Origin of the sequence: Shimia aestuarii (genome assembly GCF_022814865.1) — a bacterium.
In the GTDB taxonomy this organism is placed as follows: domain Bacteria; phylum Pseudomonadota; class Alphaproteobacteria; order Rhodobacterales; family Rhodobacteraceae; genus Shimia; species Shimia aestuarii_A.
The window spans coordinates 48,772-69,802 of record NZ_JAKVRD010000008.1 but is presented as its reverse complement, the minus strand read 5'-3'; the positions used below and the strand labels follow the sequence as shown (position 1 = coordinate 69,802).

21 protein-coding genes are annotated in these 21,031 nt (G+C 63.1%); 9 read left to right on the top strand and 12 right to left on the bottom strand.

The window, feature by feature from the left end:
- Positions 1–15: 15 nt before the first annotated feature.
- Positions 16–708: a nitroreductase family protein gene (locus tag MK745_RS10080; RefSeq protein ID WP_243613166.1), complete on the bottom strand. Its 693-nt coding sequence runs from the start codon at positions 706–708 to the stop codon at positions 16–18.
- Between the two features lie 312 nt (positions 709–1,020).
- Here MK745_RS10080 and MK745_RS10075 point away from each other — a divergent pair, with 312 nt between their 5' ends.
- Positions 1,021–1,476 carry an MmcB family DNA repair protein gene (locus MK745_RS10075; RefSeq protein WP_243613165.1) on the top strand — a complete coding sequence of 152 codons (456 nt, stop codon included), beginning with the start codon at positions 1,021–1,023 and terminating at the stop codon, positions 1,474–1,476.
- Here MK745_RS10075 and arsC read toward each other — a convergent pair.
- Genes arsC through MK745_RS10060 form a run of 3 tightly spaced genes read right to left on the bottom strand, consistent with a single transcriptional unit; the run spans position 1,468 to position 3,199 of the window.
- The gene (arsC, locus tag MK745_RS10070; RefSeq protein WP_243613164.1) at positions 1,468–1,806 is read right to left on the bottom strand and encodes an arsenate reductase (glutaredoxin); all 339 of its coding nucleotides are present in this window, start codon (positions 1,804–1,806) and stop codon (positions 1,468–1,470) included. The two genes, MK745_RS10075 and arsC, sit on opposite strands and share 9 nt — an antisense overlap.
- Complete coding sequence (locus MK745_RS10065) at positions 1,803–2,861, bottom strand: quinone-dependent dihydroorotate dehydrogenase (RefSeq protein WP_243613163.1); 1,059 nt, start codon at positions 2,859–2,861, stop codon at positions 1,803–1,805. Before MK745_RS10065 ends, arsC begins: the two co-directional genes overlap by 4 nt.
- Entirely contained in the window at positions 2,858–3,199 is a 342-nt protein-coding gene (locus MK745_RS10060) for a DUF952 domain-containing protein (RefSeq protein WP_243613267.1), read from the bottom strand. Before MK745_RS10060 ends, MK745_RS10065 begins: the two co-directional genes overlap by 4 nt.
- Before the next feature lie 93 nt (positions 3,200–3,292).
- Between MK745_RS10060 and MK745_RS10055 the strand changes: the two genes are divergently transcribed.
- A complete protein-coding gene (locus tag MK745_RS10055) occupies positions 3,293–3,601 on the top strand; it encodes a DUF1992 domain-containing protein (RefSeq protein WP_243613162.1) in 309 nt (102 codons plus the stop codon).
- Positions 3,602–3,631: 30 nt separating this feature from the next.
- On the opposite strand, the gene MK745_RS10050 is transcribed toward MK745_RS10055, so the two are convergent.
- Positions 3,632–5,392, bottom strand: a complete 1,761-nt coding sequence (locus MK745_RS10050; RefSeq protein WP_243613161.1) for a tetratricopeptide repeat-containing sulfotransferase family protein — start codon at positions 5,390–5,392, stop codon at positions 3,632–3,634.
- Positions 5,393–5,402: 10 nt separating this feature from the next.
- Entirely contained in the window at positions 5,403–7,148 is a 1,746-nt protein-coding gene (locus MK745_RS10045) for a tetratricopeptide repeat-containing sulfotransferase family protein (protein WP_243613160.1), read from the bottom strand.
- Positions 7,149–7,222: 74 nt separating this feature from the next.
- Here MK745_RS10045 and MK745_RS10040 point away from each other — a divergent pair, with 74 nt between their 5' ends.
- The 3 genes from MK745_RS10040 (at position 7,223) to MK745_RS10030 (ending at position 9,898) form a co-directional block, all read left to right on the top strand.
- Complete coding sequence (locus MK745_RS10040; protein WP_243613159.1) at positions 7,223–7,882, top strand: SOS response-associated peptidase; 660 nt, start codon at positions 7,223–7,225, stop codon at positions 7,880–7,882.
- 106 nt (positions 7,883–7,988) lie between these two features.
- The gene (locus MK745_RS10035) at positions 7,989–8,801 is read left to right on the top strand and encodes a bifunctional allantoicase/(S)-ureidoglycine aminohydrolase (RefSeq protein ID WP_243613158.1); all 813 of its coding nucleotides are present in this window, start codon (positions 7,989–7,991) and stop codon (positions 8,799–8,801) included.
- An 89-nt stretch (positions 8,802–8,890) separates the two neighbouring features.
- Positions 8,891–9,898, top strand: coding sequence for a type I glyceraldehyde-3-phosphate dehydrogenase (locus MK745_RS10030; protein WP_243613157.1), 1,008 nt, complete (start codon positions 8,891–8,893; stop codon positions 9,896–9,898).
- 10 nt (positions 9,899–9,908) lie between these two features.
- On the opposite strand, the gene MK745_RS10025 is transcribed toward MK745_RS10030, so the two are convergent.
- Positions 9,909–11,681 (bottom strand): SLC13 family permease, encoded by a 1,773-nt coding sequence (locus MK745_RS10025; protein WP_243613156.1) that lies wholly within the window; start codon positions 11,679–11,681, stop codon positions 9,909–9,911.
- A 157-nt stretch (positions 11,682–11,838) separates the two neighbouring features.
- On the opposite strand from MK745_RS10025, the gene MK745_RS10020 reads away from it, so the two are divergent.
- Both MK745_RS10020 and MK745_RS10015 read left to right on the top strand, forming a co-directional pair.
- On the top strand, positions 11,839–12,579 hold the full coding sequence (locus MK745_RS10020; protein ID WP_243613155.1) for a YebC/PmpR family DNA-binding transcriptional regulator: 741 nt from the start codon (positions 11,839–11,841) through the stop codon (positions 12,577–12,579).
- A 147-nt stretch (positions 12,580–12,726) separates the two neighbouring features.
- Positions 12,727–13,326 (top strand): LysE/ArgO family amino acid transporter, encoded by a 600-nt coding sequence (locus tag MK745_RS10015; RefSeq protein ID WP_243613154.1) that lies wholly within the window; start codon positions 12,727–12,729, stop codon positions 13,324–13,326.
- Between the two features lie 150 nt (positions 13,327–13,476).
- Here MK745_RS10015 and betC read toward each other — a convergent pair whose 3' ends face one another.
- From betC to betI, 3 genes are all read right to left on the bottom strand, one after another.
- Positions 13,477–14,991 (bottom strand): choline-sulfatase, encoded by a 1,515-nt coding sequence (gene betC / locus MK745_RS10010; protein ID WP_243613153.1) that lies wholly within the window; start codon positions 14,989–14,991, stop codon positions 13,477–13,479.
- Between the two features lie 80 nt (positions 14,992–15,071).
- Positions 15,072–15,977, bottom strand: a complete 906-nt coding sequence (locus tag MK745_RS10005; RefSeq protein WP_243613152.1) for a DMT family transporter — start codon at positions 15,975–15,977, stop codon at positions 15,072–15,074.
- A 67-nt stretch (positions 15,978–16,044) separates the two neighbouring features.
- On the bottom strand, positions 16,045–16,653 hold the full coding sequence (gene betI, locus MK745_RS10000; protein WP_243613151.1) for a transcriptional regulator BetI: 609 nt from the start codon (positions 16,651–16,653) through the stop codon (positions 16,045–16,047).
- A 106-nt stretch (positions 16,654–16,759) separates the two neighbouring features.
- Here betI and betA point away from each other — a divergent pair, with 106 nt between their 5' ends.
- Together betA and MK745_RS09990 are read left to right on the top strand one after the other, a co-directional pair.
- Entirely contained in the window at positions 16,760–18,418 is a 1,659-nt protein-coding gene (gene betA, locus MK745_RS09995; RefSeq protein WP_243613150.1) for a choline dehydrogenase, read from the top strand.
- A gap of 97 nt (positions 18,419–18,515) precedes the next feature.
- Entirely contained in the window at positions 18,516–18,755 is a 240-nt protein-coding gene (locus tag MK745_RS09990; RefSeq protein WP_243613149.1) for a YdcH family protein, read from the top strand.
- On the opposite strand, the gene MK745_RS09985 is transcribed toward MK745_RS09990, so the two are convergent.
- Both MK745_RS09985 and MK745_RS09980 read right to left on the bottom strand, forming a co-directional pair.
- Positions 18,737–19,597 (bottom strand): alpha/beta hydrolase, encoded by an 861-nt coding sequence (locus MK745_RS09985; protein WP_243613148.1) that lies wholly within the window; start codon positions 19,595–19,597, stop codon positions 18,737–18,739. The two genes, MK745_RS09990 and MK745_RS09985, sit on opposite strands and share 19 nt — an antisense overlap.
- The gene (locus MK745_RS09980) at positions 19,584–20,984 is read right to left on the bottom strand and encodes a helix-turn-helix domain-containing protein (RefSeq protein WP_243613147.1); all 1,401 of its coding nucleotides are present in this window, start codon (positions 20,982–20,984) and stop codon (positions 19,584–19,586) included. Before MK745_RS09980 ends, MK745_RS09985 begins: the two co-directional genes overlap by 14 nt.
- Between the last annotated feature and the right edge of the window lie 47 nt (positions 20,985–21,031).

Below are 21,031 nucleotides of genomic sequence, written 5' to 3'. Positions count from 1 at the left end.
CACCTGCCTTTTTCGTTATTCGTAGACTGTCAGGATCTGATCGAGCGGTTTCTTGATCTTGGCGACCGAGGGGATGGCCGCGTCTTCGGCAGGGTGTCCGACGGCGAGGATCATCACGGGCTTCTCGGCATCAGGACGCGCGAGGGCGCCGTTAAGAAACTTCATCGGATTTGGCGTATGTGTCAGGACAGACAGGCCAGCTTGATGCAGGGCGGAGATCAGGAAGCCCGTGGCAATGCCAACGCTTTCGGGCACGTAGTAGTTCTTGTAGCGGGTGCCGTCATCGAAGGTGCCATATCTCTGGGCGAAGATCACGATGAGCCAGGGCGCGATCTCGAGGTGGGGTTTGTCGGCATTGGTCCCAATTGGTTCAAGCGCCTTGATCCATTCGTCGGGGGCGCCGCCATCATAAAAGCGGCGTTCTTCTTCCTCGGCCTCGGCGCGGATGCGGGATTTCAGCGCCGGGTTGGCAATGGCGACGAAGTGCCATGGCTGATGATTGGCGCCAGACGGGGCGCGCCCTGCGGTCCGGATGCAGGTGTCGATCACGTCGCGCGGCACAGGCCGGTCTGTGAAGTCACGCACGGTGTGGCGGGTCTTCATCGCATCGAAATAGGCAGTGGCCGCGGCAAGCATCTCGGCGTCGCTCATATCGCTTCGGTTGGGCAGGGGGACGGCTTCGTAGGACAGGGCGTCGCGCGCAAACATGGGATAGCTCCTTTGGTCTTTGCCCCGAGCCTAGCGGAGCAGGGCAAGAGAGGAAAGCGGCGGGCCCGCAAACGCAGCCGTGTGGTTATCTCATTCCCGAGGACCTGTTTATACAGGTGGGCGCCAGGTAATCAGGCCAGGACCTGAACAGAGCCAGCTCCCTCGGAATTGCTTAAGGCCACCGGAATGCAACCGTATCACGAGAAGGGCAGAACCCGCCTTTGGCACAGGTAGTCCTTTGTTGAGGCAACGACAAGGGGGCGCAGTGTGGAAGGGCTTGAATTTTGTTCACGGATTGTTCACGGTGAGGCCATGACAGAGATCCTGCAACCCGGACAGCTTCTTGCGCGTGGCGTCTCGCGCCACCTGCGCGGCCATGGCTTTGCCGCGGTCGAGGAGTTCGTGCCGGTGCGGGGGTTGCGGGTTGACGTAATGGCGCTTGGGCCGAAGGGCGAGTTGTGGATTGTCGAGTGCAAATCGAGCCGGGCGGATTTCCAGAGCGACAGCAAGTGGCAGGGGTATCTTGAGTGGTGTGACCGCTATTTCTGGGCTGTGGATACGGACTTTCCGACCGATCTTTTGCCCGAAGAAACGGGGCTTATCATGGCGGATGCCTATGATGCAGAGATCGTTCGCATGGCGCCGGAGGACAAACTTGCCCCGGCGCGGCGCAAAAAGATCGTGCAGAAATTCGCCATGGACGCGGCGCGGCGGTTGCAGCGGTTCCGCGATCCCAAGCTGATGCCGTTGCCGAGCGAGTTAGAATAGATCGAGCACGGCCTCGGGCGGACGGCCAAGCGCCGCCTTGCCATTTGCAAAGACAATCGGGCGTTCGATCAGTTTCGGCTCTTGCACCATGGCGGCGATGAGCATGTCGTCGGGATCGGTCTTGGACAGTCCCATATCGCGGAAGGCGGTTTCGCGCGGGCGCATCATATCGATCGGCTTCAGGCCGAGAAGGGCGAGCGCCTCGCGGATTTCCGCCTCGCTCGGCGCTTCCTCGAGGTATTTGCGCACCGAGACATCGCCCTTGTCCTCGATCAGGGCAAGGGTCTCGCGCGATTTGGAGCAGCGCGGATTGTGCCAGATGGTGATCATAGCCAAGCCTCCCGTTTGGAGCCGACGGCCTCGGCCACGTTGGCGAAACCATCGCGTTCAAGAAGTGCGTCGAGGCCCTCGGCGATCTCGCCAACGAGAGACATGCCGTGATAGACCAGCGCGCTATAGAGTTGGACCACAGAGGCCCCGGCGCAGATTTTGTCATAGGCGTCCTGTGCATTGCAAATTCCGCCGACGCCGACGAGGGGCAGCTTGCCTTCGGTCAGGGCGGAGAGGCGGGCGAGGACGCGGGTTGATTTTGTGAAAAGCGGCGCGCCAGAGAGGCCACCTGTCTCTACCTTGTGGCGCGAGACGAGCGCGGTGCGGTCGAGCGTCGTATTGGTGGCGATCACCGCGTCCAGCTTGGCCTCGAGCGCGACCTCGGCGATCTCGGCGAGCTCGGACTCGGAGAGATCGGGGGCGATCTTCAGAAAGATAGGGATCGGGTGCGCGAGCGCGTCGCGAGTCTCCATGACGCCCGCAAGGAGCGCAGAGAGGGCGGCCTTACCCTGAAGATCGCGGAGCTTCTCGGTGTTGGGAGACGAGACGTTGACCGTCGCGAAATCGAGATGGGCGCCGCAGGTGGCGAGCACCTTGGCAAAGTCGCTGGCGCGGTCGGCGCTGTCCTTATTGGCGCCGAGGTTGAGGCCGATCACGGCGCCCTTGGGCCGTTTGGCGAGGCGGGCGGCGATGGCCTCCATGCCGTCATTGTTAAAGCCGAAACGGTTGATGACGCCACGGTCCTCGGAGAGGCGGAACAGGCGCGGTTTGGGGTTGCCGGGCTGGGGTCGGGGTGTCGCGGCACCGACTTCGACAAAGCCGAAGCCCGACTTGGCAAGCCCGTCGAGCGCGGTGGCATTCTTGTCGAACCCGGCGGCGAGGCCGATGGGGTTTGGCAGGTCGATCCCGGCCAAAGTTGTGGCGAGGCGCGGCGTGGTGATCGTGCCGGGCGCGGGGGCGAGGCCGGTCTGAAGCGCCTTGATGGCGAGGCCATGGCCCGTCTCGGGATCGATGCAGTGCAGGGCGCGCAGGCCCAGTTTCTCAAGGAAGGTCATGTGCCAAGCCCCGCTGGGAATTGATGCGTGCCGTTCTCGAGCGGCAGGGGTTGGGCCCAAGCCACGTCCTCGAGCGTTAGGTCGCGATAGAGATGGGGAAAGAGCGCGCCACCGCGCGAGGGTTCCCATTTGAGCGCATCCCCGAGCCTGTCGGTCTCGAGACCGAGGAGAAAGAGGCCGTCCTCGCCTGCGAAATGCTTGGCGGCGGTTTCTTCAACCTGCTCGGCAGTGGAGAAATGGACGAACCCGTCGGCGATATCGACAGGCGCGCCTTGTGTCTTGCCTGAGGCGCGCAGGTCGGCCCATTCCTGTTCACGGAAAATCTTGAAAATCAGCATGGCGTTGACATGCACCCGCGCTTGCGCGAGGTCAAGCATCGGCTTGACATTAAGGCCTTTGCAGCAAGACTTGGGCAGGAAAGGACCGGCGTTTTGGATCACCCGCTCATTGATCTGATCAACCAGAAAATCCGCGAGGCGGAGGCCGATGGCGCGTTCGAGAACCTTGAAGGGGCGGGGAAGCCGTTGCCGAAGGAGGATGATCCGGAGAATGCGCTTTTGAATCGGTTGGTGAAAGAAGCGGGCGGGGTGCCGGAATTCGTCTCGCTTTCGCGCGAGTTGAGTCGCTTGCGCGAGGAGTTGCGCGAGACCGACGACCGGGCGCGGCGACAGGATATCCTTAAGGAAATGGCGATGACCGAGGCGCGCATCGAGATCGCGCGCAAGGAATACAAACGTTAAGGGGCGGTCTGTGCCGCCCCCTTTCATCGTTTAGTCCTGTTCGAGATCAAGCTCGGGCCAAAGCGCCGGGTCGAGCCCTTCGACGAAAGGTTTGAGCGCGTCTTCCATGCGGCGCCAGCCGCCGACAGAGCGTTTGTGCACGCCCTCACGGACCTGCGTGACCGAGGCGGTCCGCACGGTGGATTTGGTTTTTTGCGGCTCCATCATCGCCTCGCACCATTCAAGGCCGCAGTATTCAGCCATGGCGCGGCTCGTGCCTTCGATATCCCCAACGAGACCGTCATAGGTGATGGTCATGAACTGATCGGGGAATTCCGCTTTCCAGTGGTTCATGAAGCGGCGGTAGAAGTTCGCTTCGATCGCCATGTGGGCCAGATCGTTGGTGTAGCGCATGCCCTCGGCCTTGAAGACCTTGCGCCACATCGAAAGCGCCACGTCGCGCGGATCGCGTTCGAGATGGATAATGCGGGCGCCGGGGATGCCGTGCAGGATCATCCCGACATAGCGGTAGTTGCCCGGCATCTTGTCGGCGAGCGCGACATGGCCAGCCGCATGCGGCGGCAGGTTGGCGCGGTAGGTTTCCTCGAAACGGGCCGGATCAAATTCTGGCGCGTCGTCCTTTAGGAACGTCTGAGCGGCTTTTGTTGCGGCACCAAGTTCGCCACAGCTTGCCACGTCCGGATGGGCCGCAAGCACCATCTCGGTCAGGGTCGTGCCCGAGCGCGGTTGGCCCACGACGAAGAGCGGGCGCGGCGATTTCGCCGCGTCGGGACGCAGGATCGCCGGGCCTTTCGGCGTCGCATCGATCACGCGCTTGAAGTTCCCTTCGCTGTTTTCCGGGTGCCATTTGAACAGATAGGCCAGCTCTTCGCGGGCCTTGGCGAAGGACTTGCCGGCGGCGGAGTAATTCTTGAGCCGGAAGTCGATTTCTCCAAGCGACATCATCAGGCGGCACCATTCGTTCAAGCCGCGCGGCGTCGATTGCAGCGCCTTGCGGATTTTCTCGCGTAGTTCGGGAAGGGCCTCGGGGGTCTCGATCTCGGCCAGCTGGGTCAGGGCGCCACGGTGGTTTGGCGCGAGGTCCAGCGTCTTGTAGAGCGCGGTGCGGGCATCGTCGATGCGGCCCACAGCGGTCAGGGCTGCGGCCTGCGTGATGTAGAGCGCCGGGAGGTCATTCTGTTTCTCGAGGGCCGTTTCGACAAGTGCGAGCGCCTCTTCCGGGCGGAATTGCGAGAGATAGAAATTCGCGGTGGTGTCGATGACGGCGGGGTTCTCGGGATCGAGGCTGCGGGCTTCCTCGAGATCGGCCTCGGCCTCTTTCGCCGCGCCAAGTTCTTCATAGGCCGTGGCGCGGGGCAGGAGAAAGCCAAGCCGTGCCGGCCCGTCGAGCAGATCAAGGGCGCGGGTTGCGATGTCGATGATCCGGTCTCGCTGGCTTCGCAGGTTGGCAGAGAACAACAGCAGTTCATAAACCTTGAGCGGGTTTTTGCGTTGTGCTGCGTAGCGTTCGCCAAGCTCGCGCGCTTTGTCGTGCTGATTGGCGACGATATAGGCGTGCACGAGGTTGTTTTGGTATTCTTCGTGGTCGGGCATGAGCTGCACCGCCTTGACGAAATAAGGCAGCGCCTCGCGGCCCTTGTCGCAGTTGGCCAGTGCCGTGCCCGCGACATTGGCGAAATGCGGCTCGCGCGGGAATTGCTTATGCGCGGATTTGGCGAGCTTCGCGGCGGCGTTGAACTGTCCGGTCTGTAGCTGTTGGGCGAGTTTATCTGCGATCTGTTGCGGGGTCATTTGGGGTCTCTCACGTCAGGTCCGGCCAAAGGGCCGGGTCGAGTTCATTCAGGAAGGGGCCAAGCGCGTCTTCCATGCGGCGCCAGCCGCCGAGCGAGCGCTTGTGTACGCCTTGGCGCACCTGCACCACAGAGGCGGTGCGCACGGCGGCGGTGTTCTTTTCGGGGGCGGCCATGGCGTCATGCCAGTCGAGGCCGCAGAAATCGGCCATGCGCCGGGCGGTGGCAGGCAGGTCGGAGACGATCTCGCCATAGTCGAGCGTCAGGATGCGGTCGGGCGCGAGCGCCTCCCAATGGGCCATGTAGCGGCGGTAGGTATTGGCGCTCTTGGCCATGGCGCGTTGGTCAAAGGTAAAGGCCATGCCTCCGGCGGGGAAGTAACTCCGCCACATGGAGAGCGCGACATCGCGGGGATCGCGGGCAATATGGAGGATCGGCGCCTCGGGGAAGGCGGCGAGGAGATAGCCGATATAGCGATAGTTGAGCGGCATTTTGTCGACGAAGGCACGTGCCTGTGCCGCAACCGGCGGCATGTCGGCCCGGAACCCGGCGGCAAAGGCGGCGGGGTCAAAGGCCTCGCCGGTTTCTTCAAGCGCGGCCACGAGTCGGCGTGCCATGTCCAATTCGCCACAGGATTGCACCTGCGGATGTGCGGTCAGGATCATCTCGCTCAGCGTGGTGCCCGAGCGAGGCTGGCCGAGCACGAAGATGGGGGTCGGCGTGTCGCGGTCTCCACCGGCCGGCAGCGGCGCGCCCAGCGGGAAGGCGGCGAGAATTCGGTCACATTCGGCGGCCTCAGCCCCGCTGTCATAGGGGCGCAGCTTGGCGTTCCAGTCGTTGAACCGGGCCAGAGCCGTGGCGGCCTTGCCGTAGTCGCCGAGTTGAAAGTGGATATTTCCGACTGCGCGGTTGAGGTCGGCCTGAAAGGGCGATCTCGGCGGCAGCTTCTTTTGCGCCGTCAGGATGTCCGGCAAAAGGGCGCGGTTTTCTTCGCGCGATTGCATCGCCGCGAGTTCCGCGTAGCCTTCGGCGTGCAGCGGATCAATGGTCAGCAGGTAGGTATAGGCGGCAATCGCGTCTTCGATCCGGCCTTCCTCGGCCAGCAGGATCGCCTGACGGTGCAGTGCATTGACATGGTTGGGATTGATCGCGAGCGCCTTTTCGACCGCTGCAAGCGCGGCGTCGGGATCCCCCGTGCGCGCCAAAGGCAGGCCGATATTGGCAAGCGGGTCGGGATCGCGCGGGTTCAACTCGTGCGCGCGGCGGAAATCGGCGATGGCGCTTTGCTCATCGTTCTCGGTCGCATGGGCAATGCCGCGCAGGTTATAGGCCATCGCATGTTTCGGGTTGGCCTCGATCGCCTTGGTCAGCGCCGCGATCGCGCCCTTGGAGTCGCCGCTCTGGGAGAGTGACGCGCCTTTGAAGAACCAAAGCGCGCTCGGATCGGCGCGTTTGGGCAAGAGCTTGGCGATCAATTCCTGTGCCTTGACGTGCTGGCCGGTCTGGATCAGGGCCTGGATCAGGTTATTCTGTATCTCGACATCGCCGGGGCGCATCTTGAGCGCCTTGGAGAACATCGTGATCGCCGCGCGCCCATCACCGCTCTGGGCCATGGCGGAGGCGGCGAGGTTGACGAAATTGGCTTCGTGCGGGAAGGCTTTCATCGCCCCTTTGGCCGCCTTGGCCGCAGCCTTGAAACTACCGCTGTTCATAAGACCCATGATTTTCTGGGCGTGCTGTTGAACGGTGACTGCCATTTTCGGGTCTGATCCTTTTTGCGAAGGGCGATTTTCCGCATGAGCCAAGCGTGGCCCGGTGGTAGGGTGTATACATGTGTGGAAGATTTGCAATCACCTTGCCCAATGATGCCATGGCGCGCCTTTTTGACGCTGCCCCGGCCAATGACCTGCCGGATATCCCGAATTTCAATGTTTGCCCGACGACGCGGGTTCATGTGGTGCGCGCGGCTGAGGGGGAGCGACAGCTTCTGGGGATGCGCTGGGGATTTGTGCCGACCTGGTACAAGGCGGTGGACGATGGCCCGCTTCTGATCAATGCCCGGGCCGAGACCATCGCGACCAAACCTGCGTTCCGAGCCGCCTGTCGGGCACGGCGTTGCCTGATCCCGGTGAGCGGCTTCTATGAATGGACCAAGGATGGCGAGGGCGTGCGCTGGCCATGGTATATCCATGCGGAAGGGCCGTTGGCGCTTGCGGGGATATGGCAGGACTGGGACGGGCCAGATGGGCGGCTGGAAACATGCGCCATCGTGACCACAGGGGCGAACCGCAACATGGCCCGCATTCACCATCGGATGCCGGTGGTGATCGGGCATGAGGACTGGGCGCTTTGGCTTGGTGAAGCGGGGCATGGAGCGGCGCCTTTGATGAGCGCACCGCCCGAGGACCTCTTGTCCTTTCATCAGGTGGACCGGGCGGTCAATTCCAACCGCGCCGGCGGGCCAGAGCTTATCGAGCCGCTTGAGTCGTGATTTTCAAATAATTCCAACGAATGTTTCATGGTGCAAACCCACGGATCGGATTGGACCGGGGCGATCCGACGCGCCATGATGGGGTAAGCCGATGGAGACCACACAGATGACCCAATATTACGCGCCCAAAGGGGGATTGCCGCCCCAGACCCAGCTTTTGACCGATCGCGCCATGTTCACCGAAGCCTATGCGGTCATCCCGCGCGGCACGATGAGCGATATCGTGACGTCGCAGCTTCCGTTCTGGACCGACTCGCGGTTCTGGGTTCTGGCGCGGCCCTTGTCGGGTTTTGCCGAGACGTTCTCGCACTATATCGCCGAGGTGCTTCCGGGCGGGGGCAGCACGCGGCCCGAGACCGATCCCGAGGCGCAAGCGGTGCTATTCGTGGTCGAGGGTGAGGTGGTCCTCACGATCGAGGGCACGCGTCACGAGATGGCGCCGGGAGGCTATGCCTATATCCCTGCCGGGAGTGACTGGACGCTTGGCAATGAGGGCACAGAACCGGCGCGCTTTCATTGGGTGCGCAAAGCCTATGAGGCGGTCGATGGGCTTGATGCGCCGGAGGCCTTTGTCACCAACGAGACCGAGGTCGCGCCCAACGCCATGCCCGATACCGAGGGCAAGTGGGCGACGACGCGATTTGTCGAGCCGGATGACCTGCGCCACGACATGCATGTCAATATCGTCACCTTCGAGCCGGGGGCGGTCATCCCCTTTGCCGAAACTCATGTCATGGAGCACGGGCTTTATGTTCTTGAGGGCAAGGCGGTCTATCGGCTCAATCAGGATTGGGTCGAGGTCGAGGCGGGCGATTACATGTGGTTGCGCGCCTTCTGCCCGCAGGCCTGTTATGCGGGGGGACCAGGCAAGTTCCGCTACCTCCTTTACAAGGACGTGAACCGGCATATGCCGCTCTGATCCATGCTGCGTGATGGGGGGCATCACGAAAACGCGCTTGTCCTCGGGCTGCAAACCTTGTGAAACAGGGGCAATCAGGGGAGACGCGCATGGGCGAGCATCGCACGACAGTATTTCTCAACGGGTTTGGCCGGATTGGCCGGACCCTTCTGCGCATCCTCGGGCAAGGCGGATACGGCGATATCGAGATCGTCGGCATCAACGATATCGAGCCGCTCGAGACCTGTGCTTATCTCTTTGAATATGATAGCGTTTTCGGCCCCTATGGCGGCACGGTCGAGACCGCGGCAGGGCGGTTGATCCTCGATGGCAAAGCGATCCCGTTTCATGGGGTGCGGGATTTGTCCGAGCTGAACTTGGGCGACGTGGATGTGGTGCTCGAATGCACCGGCATGGCCGGGTCGCGCGCTGTGGCTGAACGCGGGCTGGCCGCTGGGGCGGGCGCGGTGTTGATTTCCGGGCCGTCGGATGAGGCGGACGTGACCCTTGTCATGGGCGCGAACGAGGCGGAACTCGGGGATCACCGGATCGTCTCCAATGCATCCTGCACCACCAACGCGCTGGCCCCGCTTCTCAAGGTTCTGGATGCTTCCTATGGTCTCATCAGCGGCCACATGACCACAGTGCATTGCTATACCGGGAGCCAGCCAACCGTTGACAAGCCCCGCGGTGGCGGGTTGGCCCGAAGCCGGGCGGCAGCGCTTTCGATGGTGCCGACCACGACAAGCGCCGGGCGCTTGATTGACGCGGTGTTGCCGGATCTTGCGGGGCGGGTTCTTGCGCGGGCGATCAGGGTGCCGACCGCCTCTGTCTCGGCCATCGACCTGACGATTCAGACCGAGGTCGAAACCACGGTGGAGGGGGTCAATACGCTCTTGAAGGGCGAAGTGGCGCACGGTGGTGTCTTGGGGTGGACCGAGAAGCCGCTGGTCTCGACCGACCTGCGCGCGCGGCCCGAGTCGCTCATCCTCTCGGGGCGCGAGACGTCAGTGTCGGTCGGCGGGCTTTTGCGGGTCTTTGGCTGGTATGACAACGAATGGGGGTTTTCCTGTCGCATGCTCGATATGGCGCGCCTGATGGCGGGGCGCGGCAGGTAAATCTAGTGTCCTAGAGCGGCCAGAAGACGAGGATCGCAGGCACCGAAACCGCGACCACAAGGATTTCGAGCGGCAAGCCCATGCGCCAGTAATCGCCAAAGCGATAGCCGCCAGGACCAAGGATCAGCGTGTTGTTCTTGTGCCCGATCGGGGTCAGGAAGGCCGAGGAGGCAGCAACGGCGACAGCCATCAGGAACGGATCGGCCGAGACGTCGAGCGATTGCGCCATTTGGATACCCACGGGGGCGGCGACAATGGTCGTCGCGGTGTTGTTGAGCACATCCGAGAGCGTCATCGTCACCATCATCAGAAGCGTTAGCACGGCCCAGGTCGGCATGCCTTCGGTGATCGTCACAAGGGAACCGGCGATCAACTCGGTGCCACCCGCATCTTCGAGCGCCGCGCCGAGCGGGATCATCGACCCGAGCAGCACCACCACGGGCCATTCGATCTGATCATAGATTTCCGTGACCGGCAAAATGCCCGACAGCACATAGGCAATAACCACGAGGCCAAGCGCGATAGGCAGGTACACAAGGCCGATCGAGGCCGCCAGAACGGCCGCCCCAAAGAGACCAATCGCGAGCCAGACCTTGCGATTGTTGGTCACCGCATAGCCGCGATTGGCGAGCGGCAGACAGCCGAGCCATTCCGTAATGTCCGCACCGCGCGACTTGGGCACCAGAAGCAAAAGAATATCGCCGGGCCGGACCTCCGTTTTGCGGATGCGGCTGCGGATGCGGCGACCTTCGCGGGAAATCCCCAAGAGCACCGCGCCTTGACGCCAGGCAAGACCAAGGCTCTGTGCGGTCTTGCCATTGATGCGCGCGGTTTCCGGCACCACCAATTCGACCATATCAAGTCCTTCGCCAGCCGCCTTGAGATGTTCCTCGCGTTTGGAATCGGCAAAGTCGAGGTCAAGCGCGGCACGGAATTCGTCGAGCGCATCCGGTGTTGCCTCGATCAGGATCGCATCGCCCGCCTCGAGCACGGTATTGCGTGCGGCCCCATAGCGGCGCTTGTCGTCCCGCATGAGGCCGATCAGAGCGACATCGGAATCGTCGGCCTGTCCCTGAAGTTCGCCAAGGCGTTTGCCGATCAGCTTGCTTTCTTCGGGCACAGTTAGTTCGGCAAGGTATTGATCCAGATCGGAAACCTTCTTGCCTGCGTCCTCGCGCGCAGGGATCAGGCGCCAGCCGATCAGGGCCACGAAGATCAGGCCAGCCAGCGCCGTGATGCCGCCCACAGGGGCGAAATCGAACATACGGTAGGGGGCGCCAAGGGATTCCTCGCGGATCGTCGCGATGATGATGTTGGGGGGCGTGCCGATGAGCGTTGCCATGCCGCCAAGGATCGTTGCGAAGGAGAGCGGCATCAGCGACAGCGCGGGGCTGCGCCCGGCCTTGCGTGCGGTTTGCACATCGACCGGCATCAGCAGGGCAAGCGCCGCCACGTTGTTCATGAAGGCCGAAAGCACCGCGCCGATCCCGCCCATGAGGGCGATGTGGCTGCCAAGCTTGCGCGAGCTATCGACCAAGGTGCGGGTGATGAGAAAGACCGCTCCCGAGCGCATCAGCCCGGCCGAGACCACGAGCACGAGCGCCACCACGAGCGTTGCCGGATGGCCAAACCCGCTAAAGGCATCATCGACCTTCACAACGCCCGCCACGACCCCCACCATGAGCGCCGTGAACGCCACGAGGTCATAGCGAAAACGCCCCCACAGAAGCAGGGCGAACACTGCGCCGAAGAGAGAGAACAGGATAATCTGGTCTTGGGTCATGGTCTGCCTTTCACGCGTTGCCCTACCCAAACGCAGCCACGCCGCGATGGCAAGCGGTGCTTGCGGGGAAAAAGGCGTGTCTCCGCTCAGCTTGCAGGCCTGCCCGCGGTTGCGCTATAGGGAGCCAGATTTAGCAACAAACAGGGCACGCGTAGATATGGCCGGCCATAGTAAATGGGCAAATATCCAGCACCGCAAAGGACGTCAGGACGCCGCGCGGTCGAAACTTTTCTCTAAACTTTCCAAGGAGATCACCGTCGCCGCCAAGATGGGCGACCCCGATCCCGAGAAGAACCCGCGCCTGCGCCTCGCGGTTAAAGAAGCCAAGACGCAATCGGTGCCCAAGGACGTGATCGAACGCGCGATCAAGAAGTCGACCGCCGGGGAAGGCGACGATTACGAAGAAATCCGCTATGAGGGCTATGGCCCGAACGGCGTCGCGGTGATCGTTGAGGCGATGACCGACAACCGCAACCGGACCGCCTCGACGGTGCGCTCGACCTTTTCCAAGAACGGCGGCAACCTCGGCGAAACGGGCTCGGTCGGGTTCATGTTCGAACGCAAGGGCGAGGTGTCGTATCCGGCCTCTGTTGGCGATGCAGACACTGTCATGATGGCAGCAATCGAGGCCGGTGCGGAAGACGTGGAGTCGAGCGAGGACGGCCATGTCATCTGGTGCGCCGACACCGATCTCAACGAAGTGTCGAACGCGCTCGAGGCGGAGCTTGGCGAATCCGAGTCGACCAAGCTCGTCTGGCGTCCGACCACCACAACCGAGATGGACCTTGAGAGCATGCAGAAGCTGATGAAGCTCATTGACGCGCTTGAGGATGACGACGACGTGCAGCGCGTCACGACCAATTTCGAAGCTTCCGACGAGGTCATGGATCAGCTCTGATCCGTCTTTGACAGGTGTTGAGGCGGCGTCCTGCGGGGCGCCGTTTTTTCTTGGGTTGGCCTCGGAAACGGGGGTCTGTATCACGTCGGTATTGCGTCGGTATCGCGTCTGTCTCGAAACCGCGCGGCACCAGGGAGGGGTCACATCATGTTGCAAGCTGCCATTGCCGGGTTCGCGCTCGGGTTTTCGCTGATCCTTGCCATCGGCGCACAGAACGCCTTCGTTCTGCGACAGGGGTTGCGCGGCGAGCATGTGTTGCCCGTGGTGCTGACTTGTGCGCTTTCGGATGCGGTGCTGATCGTGGCGGGCGTGGCGGGCTTCGGTGTCCTCGTCGAGCGGTTCCCAGCGGCGGTCGAGATCGCGCGCTGGGGTGGCGCGGCATTCCTCATGGTCTACGGCGCGATGAGCTTTCGTGCCGCGTGGCGCGGTGGTGAGGCATTGGCGACAGAGGGGCGCGAACGTGTGCCGCTCGCTGCGGCGCTCTTGACCTGCCTGACGCTCACATGGGCCAACCCGCATGTCTATCTCGACACGGTGGTCCTCCTCGGCGGTATCTCGGCGCAATATGACCCGGCGCTTGCTTTCGGCGCGGGTGCGGTGCTCTCGAGCTTTTTCTTTTTCTTCTCGCTCGGGTTTGGTGCGCGGCTCTTGCGCCCTCTGTTCACCAGCGCGCGGGCGTGGCAGGTGCTCGACGTGCTGGTCGGGCTGACCATGTGGGCGATTGCGGCGAAACTTGTGCTCGCCTGATCCGGCATCGCATAGATTTCATGCCTCCGGCGGGAGTATTTCACCAAAGAAGAAGCCGGGAATGCGCCCCTGTCTTCCTCTTGCCGTAAATATCCCGGGGGGTTTGGGGGGCTGGCCTCCCAATTGAAAATGAAATCTGGACGGGCGTCGCTATTCGCCGCGCGGGAAGCGTTGGTTTTCTTCCAGCACGTTGAGATCCATGTGGTTGCGCATGTAGCGATCCGAGGCTTTCTGCAGCGGCTGGTAATCCCATGGGTAATAGGCGCCATTGCGCAACGCCTCATAGACGACCCAGCGCCGGGCCTGACTTTCGCGGACGTCGCCGTCGAACCGATCGAGATCCCAGCGCGCATCGGCCTCGGCGCGGAACTCGGCCAGCGTCTCGGCATGGGCCGGATCGCTTGCGAGGTTGGTCAGCTCATGCGGATCGGCCTCTAGATCGAAAAGCTGTTCCGGGTCGAGGGTGCAGCGGGTGTATTTCCATTTGCCCGCCCGCAACGCCACCATCGGTGCGTAGGACGCTTCGGCGGCGTACTCCATGGCGACGGGGCTTGTGCGGCTCTGGCCTTGACCGAGTGGCACGAGGCTTTCGCCGGTGGTCCAGGGCATGACCTCTTCCATGCTGACACCTGCGAGGTCACAGACCGTCGGACAGATGTCGATATTGCTTACCGGTGTGTCGACGCGGCCCGGTGCCATATCGGGGCTCGAGACCATGACGGGGACGCGGGCGGAGCCTTCGAAGAAGGACATCTTGAACCAGAGACCGCGCTCGCCGAGCATGTCGCCGTGATCGGACACGAAGAGCACGACCGTGTCCTTGTCCTGTCGGGTGGTCTCGAGCGCGGTGAGGATGTCGCCGATCTTGTCGTCGAGATAGGAGATATTGGCGAAATAGGCGCGGCGTGAGCGGCGGATATTGTCTTCGGTGATGTTGAAGCTGCGCCAGTCATTGGCGTCGAAGATGCGCTTGGAATGGTTGTCCTGATCCTCGTAGTCCATCGCCGGGACGGTGGGCAAAAGGTGCTCGCAATCCTCGTAGAGATCCCAATATTTACGCCGTGCCACATAGGGGTCATGCGGGTGGGTGAAGGAGACGGTGAGGCACCACGGACGGTCATCGCCGCCGCGCGCAAGATCATAGACTTTGCGGGTCGCGTGATAGGCGACCTCGTCGTCGTATTCGAGCTGGTTGGTGATCTCGGCGACGCCTGCGCCGGTGACCGAGCCCATGTTGTGATACCACCAGTCGATGCGCTCGCCGGGTTTGCGATAGTCGGGCGTCCAGCCGAAATCGGGCGGGTAGACATCGGTGGTTAGGCGTTCCTCGAAGCCGTGCAGTTGGTCGGCGCCGACGAAATGCATCTTGCCCGAGAGGCAGGTCTGGTAGCCCGCGCGGCGCAGGTGGTGGGCGTATGTCGGGATCGACGAGGCGAACTCGGCCGCGTTGTCGTAGACACGGGTGCCAGAGGGCAGTTGGCCCGACATAAAGCTCGCCCGGCCCGGCGCGCAGAGCGGCGAGGCGGTGTAGGCATTGGCGAAACGGGTCGAGCGTGCCGCAAGAGCCTTCAGGTTCGGTGCATGGAGCCAGTCGGCAGGGCCATCGGGGAACAGAGTTCCGTTGAGTTGGTCCACCATGATGATGAGAATATTGGGGCGGCTCATGAGCGTCTCCGGCACGGGTTGGAATTGCGCGCCACGCTAGGCCCGCGGCGTGGCGCGGGTCAATCGCGAATTGGACCGGATCAGACCTTGGGGGCGTTTACAGAAGGGGTCACGGCGCGGCGTTTCAGCACCGCTTCGCGCCACGTGATGAAAGTGATGGCGGAGATGATGATGCCGCCGCCGATCAACACCCAGATGTCGACACCTTCGTCGAACACCAGCCAGCCCATCAAAACGGCCCAGACCAATTGCAGGAAGGCGACGGGTTGGGTCACGGTGATGGGGGCGGCAGCAAAGGCGAGGGTCATCGTGTAGTGACCCGCCGTTGCGAAGGTGGCGACCCCGAACAGGATAAGCACTTCCCAGAGTGTCGGTGTGACCCAGACCAGCGCCGCGAGCGGGGCAAGGCCGATGGTGACCGTCACCGAGAGCATGGCGACCACCATGGCGGGGCTGACTTCTTCGCTCATGATCTTGGCGATGAGATAGCCGACGGAAAAGACGACGGCAGTGCCAAGCATGGCAATATGGCCGGGGCTAAGCTCGCGAAAGCCGGGCCGTAGGATGAGAAGCGCCCCAAGCAAGGCGGCAATGACGGCGAGGATGCGACGCACGGCGAGGGTTTCGCCAAGGAACAAAGCGGCGGCGATGGTGACAAAGATCGGCGAGAGATAGTTCATCGCCGTCACCTCGGCGATTGGGATCTGGGTCATGGCAAAGAACCAGAAAGAGACCCCGATCGTATGCGCCACGCCGCGCAGGCCAAAGAGGCCGATCTGGCGCTTGGTGAGCCGGGTGCGCAAGAGTGGTCGGATCATGGGCAGCAGGAAGACAAGGCCAAGCGCATAGCGCAGGAAAGCTGCTTCGGGTGCGGGCACGCTAGGGCCGAGATATTTCACCAGCGCGGTCACCATGACGAAACAGACGCCAGTCACCAACATCCACAAGACCCCGACGATGGGGCGCGCATTCACACTCTCGCTCATGCGGGCATTAAGACCCGGCAGGCGCGGGATGTCGAGGCAGTTCACATGTGAAACACGCCGCGTCGTGTCATTTTTCTTGGTGGGTTTGTGTCTCGGGCGGGCGGGAGAGCAAGAGCCGGGCCACGGCGCGGGCTTCGGCGCGGGCGGTGGCGGCGTCGGGCGGTGTTTGCGATTGTGCCGCTTCGAGCCAGACCCCGTCCATGTAGCTTTGCAGCACGTGGCGCACCGTGTCGCGGCGGTCGGCTGCGACGAGGGGGGCGAGCGCGTGGTCGAGATGCGCCGCAACCCGAGCGCGGTTGATCCGGTGCAGCCGCGCAAGGCCCGGCGCATGGGGCGCGTTGGCCCAGAATTGGGTCCAGAGGGCGCATTGGGCCGGGGTAAAGAGACGGTCTGCGAAATTCGCCTCGACCACGGCGAGGAGGCGGTCCTCGAGGGTGCGGGCGGTGCGGATTCGATCAAGGAATGCGGCACGCAAGAGGCGCAGGAGATGGCGCATGGTGTCTTCCATGAGCCGGTCCTTGGAGCCGAAATAATAGGTGATCGAGGGCGCGGTGCTACCGGCCTCGGTAGCGATGTCGGCCATGGTCACCGCGGCAAAGCCATGCGCCTGCACAGCGCGGATCGTGCCAGCGATCAGTTCTTCATGCCGAATATCGCGGATCTTGCGTCGTGCCATGCGCCCAGTGTGGCGCGGGCTTGCGGGCGCGGCAAGGCGAATTGTTTGATGTGTCAAAAAATTGTATGATCATACAAGAAATGCGAATCTGGAGCCGGAGAACAGGATGCAAGCCGAGTATGTGATCGTCGGGGCGGGGAGCGCGGGCTGTGCGCTGGCCTATCGGCTTGCCGAGGCCGGAAAGCGCGTGATCGTGATCGAACATGGCGGCAGCGACGCTGGCCCGTTCATCCAGATGCCCGCCGCGCTCAGCTATCCGATGAACATGCGCCGCTATGATTGGGACTATCAGACGCAGCCTGAGCCGCATCTTGGCGGGCGTCGGCTTGCGGCGCCGCGTGGCAAGGTCGTGGGCGGGTCCAGTTCGATCAATGGCATGGTCTATGTGCGCGGCCATGCCCGCGACTATGACCATTGGCAGGAGGCCGGCGCGACGGGATGGGGCTATGGCGACGTGCTTCCCTATTTCAAACGCATGGAGCATTGGCACGACGGCGGGCAGGGGGGCGATCCGGCGTGGCGTGGTGCGGACGGACCGCTTCATGTGACGCGTGGGCCGCGGGACAATCCGCTCCATGCCGCCTTTGTCGAAGCAGGGCGGCAGGCGGGCTATCCGGTCACTGAGGATTACAACGGCCAACAGCAAGAAGGCTTTGGCCCGATGGAGATGACGGTGTGGAAGGGGCGACGCTGGTCGGCAGCCAATGCCTATCTGCGCCCCGCCCTCAAGCGCGAGAATTGCACCCTTCTGCGCGCTTTTGCCGAGCGCGTGGTGATCGAAGACGGCCGCGCCGTGGGGGTTGAGGTCACACGCAAGGGGCAGAGAGAGGTGATCCGGGCCGAGCGCGAGGTGATCCTCGCGGCCTCGGCGTTCAATTCGCCCAAGCTCTTGATGCTCTCGGGGATCGGGCCGGGGCGGCACCTTGTGGAGCGCGGGATCAAGCTTGTTGCGGATCGCCCCGGTGTGGGGAAGAACCTACAGGACCACCTAGAGGTCTACATGCAGATGGCGAGCAAGCAGCCGATCACGCTCTACCGCCATTGGAACCTCATCTCGAAGGGGATGATCGGGGCGCGCTGGCTTTTGACCAAGGCGGGGCTTGGGGCGTCGAACCAGTTCGAGAGCGCGGGGTTCATCCGCTCGCGCGCCGGGATCGACTATCCGGATATCCAGTTTCATTTCCTGCCCATCGCGGTGCGCTATGACGGCAAGGCGGCGGCGGAGGGCCACGGGTTTCAGGCCCATGTTGGGCCGATGCGGTCCGCCTCGCGCGGGGCGGTCACATTGGCGAGTGCGGATCCGGCGGCGCCGCCGGAGATCCTTTTCAACTATATGAGTCGTGAAGAGGACTGGGCCGATTTCCGCGCCTGTGTGCGCCTCACGCGGGAGATTTTCGGACAAGAGGCCTTTGCGCCCTTCGTGAAACACGAGATTCAGCCCGGTGTCGCGGCGCAGAGCGATGCCGAGATCGACGCCTTTCTCAAAGAACATGCCGAGAGCGCCTATCACCCCTGCGGCACCTGCCGGATGGGGGCGAAGGACGATCCGGGCGCAGTGGTTGATCCGGAGTGCCGGGTGATCGGGGTTGAGGGGCTTCGCGTTGCGGATAGCTCGATCTTTCCGCGCATTCCCAATGGCAACCTCAACGGCCCCTCGATCATGACCGGCGAAAAGGCGGCGGATCATATCCTCGGGCGGCCTCTTTTGCCGCGCGATCCGGGCGAGGCGTGGGTGCATTCGGACTGGCAGACTGCGCAGCGATAAAAAGTAGTGTTGCGCGTTTCTTTTTGATCCCTGTCAAAGCAGGTGGCGGGCGGGCATCGCTAAGGTCGGTCGAACGTTAGAAGAAGGAACGCACAACATGTCTCACGTCCCGCACGATCTTGCCGCGGAATTCCCGGAATTCGCAGAGAAGATGAGCGAGCTGAAAGTCAGCGACAAGCACTTTGCGAAGCTGGCCGGCGACTATCAGGAACTCAACGACAAGGTCCACCTTGCCGAAACCAACGTCCAGCCGCGCGAGGAACTTGCCGAAGTGGACCTGCGCAAGCGCCGCGCCGCGCTCAAGGACGAGATCTACGCCTATCTCAAGGCGAACTGATCGATGAAAGCCCAGAGGCGCGGGAGCATGTCGGTCCGCCAGAGATCGGTATGACCTGCGCCCTTGACGGGCAGGAAGCTCTTGTTTCGGGATGGGGCGGCAGAGGTGATCTGCCGCCCCATTTCTATTGGGATGAGCGCGTCTTCGGTGCCGTGCAGGACAAGGAGCGGCGCTTGGAGGTCGGCAGCGCGGGTGAGGCTTGGCCACGCACTGTCGAGGTTCGCGGCAAGGGCGCGGGTGCCGGGGTAGTGATGTTCCGCCAGATCGGGGATCGAGGTGAACGGTGCTTCTAGGATGACACCGGCGAGCGGGCCGTGGCCTTTTTCCGGGTGCAGCGCGGGGGAGGCCATGAGGGAGAGCGCGACCGCCGTGCCGAGGCTCTCGCCGTAAAGGACAACGCGGCGCGCGGTGAGAGCGGGCATCTCGGCGAAGAGCCTGTGGAACGCGACCTCCGTGTCCCAGATGAGGGCGGCCTCGCTTGGGGTGCCGCTGCTGCCCGAAGAACCACGATAGGCCGGCGCGAAGAGACCATAGCCGCGATCAAGGAAACGGCGGAAGCGGCCCGCGCGGGCGGCGAGGTTTCCGGCATTGCCATGCAGGTAGAAGATCACTGGCTTGCCGCGCTTGGGGGCTGCGGTCCAAGCGATGAGGGTCTCGCCGTCATTGTCGAAGTGGAGTTCCTCGACGCCCGGGAGACCGGCCTCGGCAGGGGGCGCACGGGTCGCGTCAAAGGGATAGAGCACCCAGCGTTCGGCCATGCTTCCGAGAGCGACCGTCGCGGCGGCGAGGATCAGCAGAACCACGCCAAGGCGCAGCAGCCCGCGCATGTCAGTCGACCTCATAAGGCAACACGCCGCGTTCGTTCTCGCGGATGGTCAGGCGGCGTTCGAGCGGTGGGACCGAGCGTTGGTGGCAATGGGTGCGTTCACAGATGCGGCAGGAAATGCCGATCGGCTCAAAGGCTTCGGGGGTCGTGATGTCCATATGATCGGCATAGATCAGGGCGTCGGCATGGCGCACCTCACAGCCCAAAGCGATGGCGTAGCGGCGCACCGGCGCGCCGAAATGGCCGCCGGGCTTGGAGACATCGCGGGCCAGCGAAATATAGCGGACCCCGTCCGGCGTCTCGGCCAATTGGCGCAGGAAGCGGCCCGGCGTCTCGAAGGCGCGGTGCACGTTCCACAAGGGACAGGCCCCGCCGAAGCGCGCGAATTGCAGGCGGGTCGCGGAGTGGCGTTTGGTGATCGTACCGGCCTGATCGACGCGGACAAAGAAGAAGGGAATGCCCTTGGCGCCGGGGCGTTGCAGGGTCGAGAGCCGGTGCGCGACCTGTTCGATGGAGGCGCCGAACCGGTTGGCGAGCACCTCGAGATCATGGCGCGTGTCGCGGGCGGCCTCAAGGAAACGCGTGTAGGGCATCATCGCGGCCCCGGCGAAGTAGTTGGCAAGGCCGATCTTGGCGATGGCGCGGGCGGCGTCGGATTGGAAGCGGGCGAGGTCGAGCGTCGCCTCGAGAAGCTTATCCGACTGCAAAAGCGCCAGTTGCAGGAGCATCTGAAAGGTCTGGGTCTCGAACGCTGCGCGGGCCGAGATATAGAGCCGCCGCGTTTCAGGGTCGTAGTGGCGCAGGCGGTCGGCGTCGGTCAGCTCGAGCGTGATGCCAAGATCGGCGAGGGTTCGGATCACTGCGGGACGGATGCCGTCAGCCGCCAGCGCGCGATTGGCAAAATTCTCGGCGGCGTGGTCCACCGCGTCGATATAGTTGTCGCAGTAGTGAAAGAAATCGCGCACCTCGTCCCAGGGAGAGGGCTGCATCCGCACGTCTTCGCGCCCAAGGGCCTCGTCGAGCGAGGCGAGGCGTTCGTGGGTCTGGCGGTAGGCGCGGTGCAATTCGAGAAAGGCTCGGGCAAAGGCGGGCGCATTGGAGGCCGTCAGGCGCAGATCGGCAAGCGGGGCTGTGGCCTCGGCCAGAACCGGGTCGGCCATCGCCTCGCGCATGTCAGACACCAACCGCTCGCTATCGCCGGTCGACAATTCGGTGACGTCAAAGCCGAACTCCTGCGCCAGCGCGAGCACCACCGTGGTCGAGACCGGGCGGTTGTTGTTCTCCATTTGGTTCAGGTAGGGCAGGGAGACGCCGAGCTTGGCGGCAAACTCCTTTTGCGTCAGTTCGAGCCGAGAGCGAATTTCACGCAGCTTGGCGCCGGCGTAGAGTTTCTGGGTTGCCATGAGCGGTCCGGGATTGCTTTGCTGTTGCAAATATAGCTTTGCAAACC